This is a genomic window from Paenibacillus antarcticus, from assembly GCF_001637225.1.
GTDB classification, from domain to species: domain Bacteria; phylum Bacillota; class Bacilli; order Paenibacillales; family Paenibacillaceae; genus Paenibacillus_AQ; species Paenibacillus_AQ antarcticus.
Genome location: NZ_LVJI01000006.1, coordinates 239,509 through 248,033 on the forward strand (window position 1 = coordinate 239,509; position 8,525 = coordinate 248,033).

8 protein-coding genes are annotated in these 8,525 nt (G+C 42.2%); all 8 read left to right on the forward strand.

Annotated features, from left to right (window positions below; all coding sequences use genetic code 11):
- Nucleotides 1-4: 4 nt before the first annotated feature.
- The 8 genes from PBAT_RS05740 to PBAT_RS25750 all read left to right on the forward strand — a co-directional run bounded on the left by PBAT_RS05740 (nt 5) and on the right by PBAT_RS25750 (nt 8,525).
- Nucleotides 5-505, forward strand: coding sequence for a flagellar protein FlgN (locus PBAT_RS05740; RefSeq protein ID WP_068647395.1), 501 nt, complete (start codon nt 5-7; stop codon nt 503-505).
- A gap of 18 nt (nt 506-523) precedes the next feature.
- A complete protein-coding gene (flgK, locus tag PBAT_RS05745; protein WP_068647397.1) occupies nt 524-2,089 on the forward strand; it encodes a flagellar hook-associated protein FlgK in 1,566 nt (521 codons plus the stop codon).
- Between the two features lie 24 nt (nt 2,090-2,113).
- The gene (gene flgL, locus PBAT_RS05750; RefSeq protein WP_068647399.1) at nt 2,114-3,031 is read left to right on the forward strand and encodes a flagellar hook-associated protein FlgL; all 918 of its coding nucleotides are present in this window, start codon (nt 2,114-2,116) and stop codon (nt 3,029-3,031) included.
- 10 nt (nt 3,032-3,041) lie between these two features.
- Nucleotides 3,042-3,611 (forward strand): DUF6470 family protein, encoded by a 570-nt coding sequence (locus PBAT_RS05755; protein WP_068647401.1) that lies wholly within the window; start codon nt 3,042-3,044, stop codon nt 3,609-3,611.
- 79 nt (nt 3,612-3,690) lie between these two features.
- Nucleotides 3,691-4,143 (forward strand): flagellar assembly protein FliW, encoded by a 453-nt coding sequence (gene fliW, locus PBAT_RS05760; RefSeq protein ID WP_068647403.1) that lies wholly within the window; start codon nt 3,691-3,693, stop codon nt 4,141-4,143.
- A 1-nt stretch (nt 4,144) separates the two neighbouring features.
- Complete coding sequence (gene csrA / locus PBAT_RS05765; RefSeq protein ID WP_068647405.1) at nt 4,145-4,381, forward strand: carbon storage regulator CsrA; 237 nt, start codon at nt 4,145-4,147, stop codon at nt 4,379-4,381.
- Nucleotides 4,382-4,533: 152 nt separating this feature from the next.
- Nucleotides 4,534-5,352, forward strand: a complete 819-nt coding sequence (locus PBAT_RS05770; protein WP_068647408.1) for a flagellin N-terminal helical domain-containing protein — start codon at nt 4,534-4,536, stop codon at nt 5,350-5,352.
- Nucleotides 5,353-5,912: 560 nt separating this feature from the next.
- The gene (locus tag PBAT_RS25750; protein WP_068647410.1) at nt 5,913-8,525 is read left to right on the forward strand and encodes a beta strand repeat-containing protein; all 2,613 of its coding nucleotides are present in this window, start codon (nt 5,913-5,915) and stop codon (nt 8,523-8,525) included.

Genomic DNA, 8,525 nt, shown 5'->3' on the forward strand with positions numbered 1-8,525 from the left:
TGACATGGCAATAGAACAGCTTATCCATACATTAGAACAGTTGAATACTACGCATATAAAGATGATAACAGTCGCTGAGTCTAAGAGAGATGCCATCAAGGACAATAAGGTCGATCAACTCATTGTAATTCTCAATCAAGAATCTAAATTGCTGAAACAGATTGAGCAATTGGAAGTGGCACGCGTGAGTGCTTCTCATGAATTTCTGCAAACAAAGGGCATTAAATCCATGTTAAACCTGACCCTAACGGAGCTAGTGCGATTGGTATTTGATCCTGATGATAAGCAAAAGTTGCTTGCTGTACAAGGTGAATTGTCACAACATTTAGGGAAATTAAAGGATTTGAATCAGTTGAATCAACAATTGATTGAACAATCGTTGGCTTTTATTGATTACTCACTGGAAGTGTTGGCTATTAGGCCTGAACAAGAAGCCACATACCAACATCCTGGAGATAAACACGGCAGCCAAGGCTGGTCAGGACTATTCGATTCACGCGCCTAACATAAGGAGGAGTTATCTGTGGTATCAACATTTCATTCCCTTGAGACAGCCAAACGAAGTTTGTTTACACAAACAGCAGCGCTGAACACAACAGGTCATAATATCGCAAATGCGAATACGGAAGGTTACTCTAGACAAGTTGTCAAGATGACGGCTTCCACACCAATAGAGGCTTATGCTTTTCTACGTTCCACAGCACCGGGTCAACTTGGGACTGGTGTTGAGTTCAATGCGATTGAACGCGTACGGGAGAGTTTCCTAGATAACCAATATCGCAGTGAGAATACAGCAATGGGTAGTTGGAATATTCAATCCGATACGCTTAGTAAGTTAGAAGCAATTGTTAACGAACCCTCGGAGACGGGACTACGTACCGTAATGGATAATTTCTATAAGTCTTTGTCCGATCTAAGTAAAAGTCCGGAAGATGTGACCGCTCGCAAAATCGTCAAAGAATCTACCATTGCACTTACGGATGCGTTGAACCAAATGAGTCGGCAGTTAAGCAACTTGAGTGAAGATTTGGGTACCAACGTTGCTGTGAAAGGTTCAGAAATTCAGAACTATTTAACGACAATTGGTGATCTGAATAACTCAATTACTAGAATTGAAGGTTTGGGTGATAAAGCCAACGATTTACGAGATCAACGCGATCTACTGACCGACAAACTTTCCAAGATTATTAATATTACCGTAACGGATTCGGATCAAGGGTACAATATTTCCATGGGAGGTCAGTTGCTAGTACAAGGTACTACGCCTCCAACCGCTGTGGTAGATGCAGCCTTTCTGAATACAGCGTATGCTTCAGGCGATTTAAAGGGTGGAGAAGTCCATGGCATGATTGTATCCCGCGAGAAATTTGTTGCAGATTATACGAAGCAGTTAGACAACATGGCTAACACAATGGCTAATGGAGAAATGAAGATTACACTGCCAAAAGGTTCTGTTATACCTGCCGGAGTGACAGTTATCAATCAGGATGGAACCACGTATGCAGGACCTAACTTACTAGACACTGACCTACCTATTACGGTTAAAGGGATAAATGGTCTTCATCAATTAGGCTATACGATGGACGGCACGACAAACCCTGGACTTCCTTTCTTTGTAGCAAGTGGAGCTGATGGGACGATTACAGCTGCCAACATTAGTATGAATTCGCTAATCAGAGATAATCCGAATTTGATTGCGACCTCGCTGAGAACAGAAGGAACAGGAGCCGATGCCAAAGTAATCAAGGGGAATAACACGTTGGCTACGCTATTCGCTAATGTTAAGGACACGGCAATGTTGTCTATGGATGATGGTAATCGTTCCGCAACTGCAGGCGCCCTATTTAATTCAATGGTTGGTCAACTTGGCGTTCAATCGCAGGAAGCAACTCGCCAGACAGAGAATTCCACATTCCTCACAGAACAAGTGGAGACGCGTCGACAATCGGTTAGTGGCGTATCTTTGGATGAAGAGATGTCTAATATGATCAAATTCCAACATGCATATAGTGCTTCAGCACGGTTCATGACAACCTTCGATGAACTACTGAATAAATTAATTAACTCTACAGGTGTCGTAGGAAGATAACTAGATAGTGAGGTGTAACCGTCCATGAGAATTACGAATAATATGCTAAGTTCTCAGCTCTTGCTGAACCTGAACCGTAATGCCCAGCAAATGAATAATACACAGAATCAACTTGCAACGGGTATGAAAATCAATAAACCTTCGGATGATCCAGTGGGTATTACATACTCCTTACGCTACCGAGCTGAATTGTCCTCCAATGAACAATATCAGAAGAACGTGGATACTGCCGTTTCTTGGCTTGACTATAACGATACGGTACTCAACCAAGCTGGTGAGGTTGTTCAACGATTGAGAGAATTAACGGTACAAGCTTCTACAGGAAGTAACCCGCAATCTGCATTAGATAGCATTAATGAAGAAGTCTCACAATTGAAGGAACAACTCATTGATATCGCTAATAGTAAATTGAACGGGAAGTATATCTTTAATGGACAGAAGTATGATACAAAGCCTTATGTATTCAGTGAAAATGCAGACGGATCTTCGGATACAACAGCGGTTGATCAGTTGAAGACTGATACTGGGAATATTAATTATATTGTTGGAGAAGCGGTTCAACTTCCTATTAATGTAACGGGTAATGAAGTGTTCGGTTCAGATGAGCAGGATAATTTGTTTGTAATTATTAACACTATTTCCTACGCTCTCAAGAATGGCCTCCACGCTGATGTATCTGCGCAGTTGGACTTGATCGATACACGTATGGAAAAGATGTTGTCAATTCGTTCGGAATTTGGTGCGAAGAGTAACCGCGTGGAACTCATGCAAGGTAGATTAGGTGATTTGGAGGTCAATCTTACGGATCTACAGGCGAAGACAGAAGACGCTAATTATGCCGAATTGATCATGAATTCTAAGATTCAAGAAAACATATATAATGCCTCCTTATCTGCGGGATCCAAGATTATTAGCCCTTCCTTAATGGATTTCTTAAGATAATAGGGGGGCGATGAAGGTGAGTTCGCTTCAGATTGTACAGATCAGGCAAACGCCAGCCCTTATGGGCATTGACATTGACCCTGGGAATTATTCTATTCGTCAACCCCAAGCTGAACTACAAATGAAGACGCAGCCAGCTGTACTTGAGATTCACAAGTATCAACCTGAATTATCTATTGATCAGAGCAGAGCCTTCGAAGCTTATCATGGTGGGTTCTCAATGAACAAAAGAATTTACTCAGGAATTCAACAACAATTTCTGCAGGGAATCGCAGAGCGGGTACAGAAAGGCGATCGGATGGCATCGATCCAAAGCTCAGGTAATACCGTATCAGAAATCTTTGGTACGGATTGGCTGCCTAGACCGTTTCCTGAAATTCGTGGACCCGCATCTATGGATAATGTTGATATTCATTTTGAGATTAGATCGCCAGAACTTTCATTTCGTCCAGCAGAGTCAGAATTGAATGTCGTTGTGAATCGTCCTGAAATAGAATTTATACGCGGCCAGCTGAATATTTATGTGAAGCAGTATTCTTCAATCCAATTCACACCACCAGAAGTAAATGTTACGATGTAATAAACCTAAGGCTATAGATGTCGTTGTATGCCGTCTATGGCCTTTTTTGTGTAATTAAATGAATGAAGGAGGTAATCTAATGGTAATTCAGACAACAATTTGGGGTGAACTTGAAGTGAGTGATGATCAAACAGTTCATTTTGCCAAAGGAATTCCTGGATTTGAACAGGAAACAGATTTTGTCCTAATAGAAGTAAAGGAAAGTCCCTTCAATTATTTGCAGTCCATGAAACAGAGTGAACTTTCTTTTGTGATCACCGATCCTTTTGTATTTCATACGAATTATGAATTTGATCTTCCGGAACATGAAGCCGAAGAATTGTCTATCACAGATGAAGTTCACGTACAATGCATTGTCACATTACATGAGTTGATTGAACAATCTACCATTAATTTGCTTGCACCTTTAGTATTTAACCCACAGAATAAACAGGGCAAGCAAGTGGTTCTTCATCACTCCTCTTATCAGACGCGTCATCGTTTATGGTATGACCCTGCTATCGAAATGGAGCAGAAGGAGGAGGGGGAATAATATGTTGGTGCTGTCGCGTAAGAAGGGTGAATCCATTATTATACAAGATCAAATTGAGCTGACAGTGTTAGGTGTTGAAGGAGATACGGTCCGCATTGGTATATCTGCCCCTAAGCATATCGATATCTTTCGTAAGGAAGTGTATGAATCGATTCAAGAAAGTAATCGAGAATCTGCAACTTCTTCACCAGTTAATCTGGAAACATTGATGCAACATTTAAGAGATACAAAAAAATAATAAAAAATATTTAAAAATACTATTAACAGAATTGTGTGATTGGTCGATATATCTATTAGAGGCTATTACTGAGGGGCGGCCGACCTCGAAGAGTAGTTTACTATTAAACCACATGGACGTGGAATAACTTAATTTCAAGGAGGAAATATTAAATGATTATTAATCACAATATCGCAGCATTAAACACACATCGTCAATTGGGTGCTAATACAGCAGCAACTAGCAAAAACATAGAAAAATTGTCTTCCGGTCTTCGTATTAACCGTGCAGGCGATGATGCAGCAGGTCTATCCATTTCCGAAAAAATGCGTGGTCAGATTCGCGGTCTAGACATGGCTTCTAAAAACTCACAAGATGCTATCTCTTTAATTCAAACGGCTGAAGGTGCATTGACTGAAACTCACTCTATTTTACAACGTATGCGTGAGCTAGTAGTTCAAGGCGGTAACGGTGGTACACTTCAAACTGAAGACACTGATTCTATTAACGCTGAAATCACGCAGTTAAATGCAGAGTTAGATGGAATCGCTTCTCGTACCGAATTTAATGGTAAGAAACTATTAGATGGATCATTGACTGCTGATTTCCAAATTGGAGCAAACGCAACACAACAATTAAATGTAACATTAGCTACAGCAATGAGTTCTACTGGTTTAGCAGTTGGTGGTGTAAAACCAGATGGTACTACAGGAACATTTGATACTGATATTGCAGCGGTAGATGCAGCTATTAAGACTGTTTCAACTACACGTTCAACACTTGGAGCTAACCAGAACCGTTTGGAGCACACAATTAACAATCTAGGTGCAGCTTCTGAGAATCTAACAGCTGCTGAATCTCGTATTCGCGACGTAGATATGGCGAAAGAAATGATGGAGCAAACGAAGAATAATATCCTTGCTCAAGCTGCACAGGCTATGCTTGCACAAGCTAACCAACAGCCACAAGGCGTACTTCAATTGCTTCGTTAATCTTAACTTAGTGAATGACAAGGAGATCCTAGACTTTCTAGGATCTTTTTTTGTTTGAGATCGAACTAATCTAAATGAAAACCTATATCATATATTGGAATATTAGTATGAATGTTCGCTAATAGTTAGGACTTCTCTTCGGAGAGGTCCTATTTTGATTCTTTTGTTTTCTAGTAAACTTACTGTTATCTGGTTTGTTAAATTCCTGTTCTTGTCTCGTAACGATTTAGCCCTAGTAAAGTGGTTACTTGGTAGTATGGACAAACTGTCTATTTTAGAATACGAAATAAGGGGAGTCATCTTTCTATAAGGATATGTTTAGTTGATCTAAAGGGTAAAAGGCTCCTTTTCCGCGTTCTGAATCACTTGTTAAGTGATCCAATAAATTGTTTCAATCCCTAGTCACTACTGCGTCTTTAGCATTATTAGTGAAGTAGGATGAATATTGTAGGTTTATGTATATTTTTGAAAAATAGAGTTGTTTTAGACCTAAATAATATGAAGGAACCTGCCGATAGTAATAGTAGTAAACTACTAGATCTATTATGGGGGCATATCCAATGAAGTTGAAGTCAAAATCTAAAGTACAACCTAGGACGAAAGCTAAGTCTGTAAGACTTGCATCAGGATTGTTGAGCGCAACATTACTATTATCTACAGTAGGTCCAACTATTGGATTCGCAGCTGGATCGGCAGCGCCAGCAACAGCATCTATTACTGTTGCGAATAATAAGTCAGGGGTAAAAGATACGGTTACAGTAACTAACCTGCTTGCAGGAGACATTGTGTATGTATACAATGCAGCGACAGCAGGAACTTTAATGGGTAGCGGAACAGTAGCGGAAGGTTCAACAGAAGCAATTGTGGAAGTTGATCAAGTTGGGAGCGCTGCAGGAACTGTATATGTCACTGTGAAAAGTGGACCTGATGGGGAAGAAAGCATCCGTATCATTAAAGCGTACGATTCGGAAAATTCTGTAGCACCATTGGCATCGGCTATCACCATTACTAATGAAAAAACAGGTAGTGACGATACGGTAAAAGTAACAGGATTGGGAACAGGCGACGTAGTGACTGTTTACGGAAGCGTTATTGATAGTGGGACAGTAGCAGATGGTGAAACGGAAGTTACTGTTTCTAAAGCAGATATGTTGTCAGCAAAGGGCGGAACTGCGCAGATTTCAGTAACGAGGTTTAATAAATTAGAGAGCAATCGTGTATCTAAGACGTATGCAAGCGAACCTACATCTACCGCTGTGGCAGCTAGTACGATCAATATTGCTAATAATAAGACAGGCGTAGCAGACAAAGTCATCGTAACGGGATTGGTAGCAGGCGATGTAGTGAACGTGTACAAATTAGCAACAGGTGGCGAAGTCATCGGAACGGCAATCGTAGCAGCTGATGAAACGACAGCAACGATTACGATCGATCAGCTAACAACAACAGCGGGTAGCGTATATGTCAGCGTGAAGAGCACGGACAAGCTGGAGAGTGGAAGAACGTTAAAGGCATATGATGCAGAGATCAGTACAGCGCCATTGGCGACTTCGATTACTGTAAACAATGACTCAATGGGTAAAGCGGACACGGTGAAAGTAATCGGCCTAGTGACAGGTGACGTTGTGAATGTATACGACATGGCAACAGGCGGAAGCGTGTTGGAAACAACAACGGTAGCAGAGGGTGCAACAGAAGCAACCATATCCAAAGTAGATTTCTTGAAGGTAACAGGTGGAGTAGCGTATGTAACGGTAACGAAAGAAAATAAACTGGAAAGCACACGTACGGCGAAGACATATGTAACCGAGCCGGTATCTGTAGCGCCAGTAGCAGCAAACATTACCGCTTCGAACAACAAAGTGGGCGTAGCAGATAAAGTTATCGTAACTGGCTTGGTAGCAGGCGATGTAGTGAACGTGTACAAGGTAGCAACAGGTGGCGTAGCCATCGGAACGGCAACCGTAGCAGCTGATGAAACGAGCGCAACGGTTACGATCGACCAGCTAACAGCAACAGCAGGAAGCGTGTATGTCAGCGTGAAGAGCACGGATAAGCTTGAGAGTGTAAGAACTGTAAAAGCGTATGATGCAGAAATCACAGCAGCGCCATTGGCGACGACGATTACCGTTACAAATGGTGAAACGGGCAAAGCGGATACGGTGAAAGTAACTGGTCTAGTGGCAGGTGACATCGTGAATGTATACGGAGTGGCAATGGGCGGAACAGCTCTAGAATCAGCAACCGTAAAGGCTAATGAAACAGAGGTTACCATTTCAAATATAGATATGCTTGTAGCAAAAGGCGGAACCGCGTATGTAACGGTAACGAAAGCGAACAAACTGGAAAGCACACGTACGGCGAAGACATATGTAACCGAGCCGGTATCTGTAGCACCAGTAGCAGCAAACATTACCGCTTCGAATAACAAAGTGGGCGTAGCAGATAAAGTTATCGTAACTGGCTTGGTAGCAGGCGATGTAGTGAATGTGTACAAGTTAGCAACAGGTGGCGAAGTTATCGGAACAGCAACCGTAGCAGCTGATGCAACGAGCGCAACGGTTACGATCGACCAGCTAACAGCAACAGCAGGAAGCGTGTATGTCAGCGTGAAGAGTACGGACAAGCTTGAGAGTGTAAGAACTGTAAAAGCGTATGATGCAGAAATCACTGTAGCGCCAGTGGCGACGACGATTACCGTTATCAATGATGGAACGGGTAATGCGGATACGGTGAAAGTAACTGGCCTAGTGGCAGGTGACATCGTGAACGTATATGACGTGGCAACAGGCGGAACGGCATTGGAAACAGCAACGGTAGCAGAGAGTGCAACAGAAGTGACTGTATCTAAAGTGGATCTATTGAAGGCAGCAGGTGGCACCGCGTATGTAACGGTAACGAAAGCAAACAAACTGGAAAGCACACGTACGGCGAAGACATATGTAACCGAGCCGGTATCTGTAGCACCAGTAGCAGCGAACATTACCGCTTCGAACAACAAAGTGGGCGTAGCAGATAAAGTTATCGTAACAGGCTTGGTAGTAGGCGATGTAGTGAACGTGTACAAATTAGCAACAGGTGGCGAAGTTATCGGAACGGCAACCGTAGCAGCTGATGCAACGAGTGCAACGGTTACGATCGACCAGCTAACAGCAACAGCAGGAAGCGTGTAG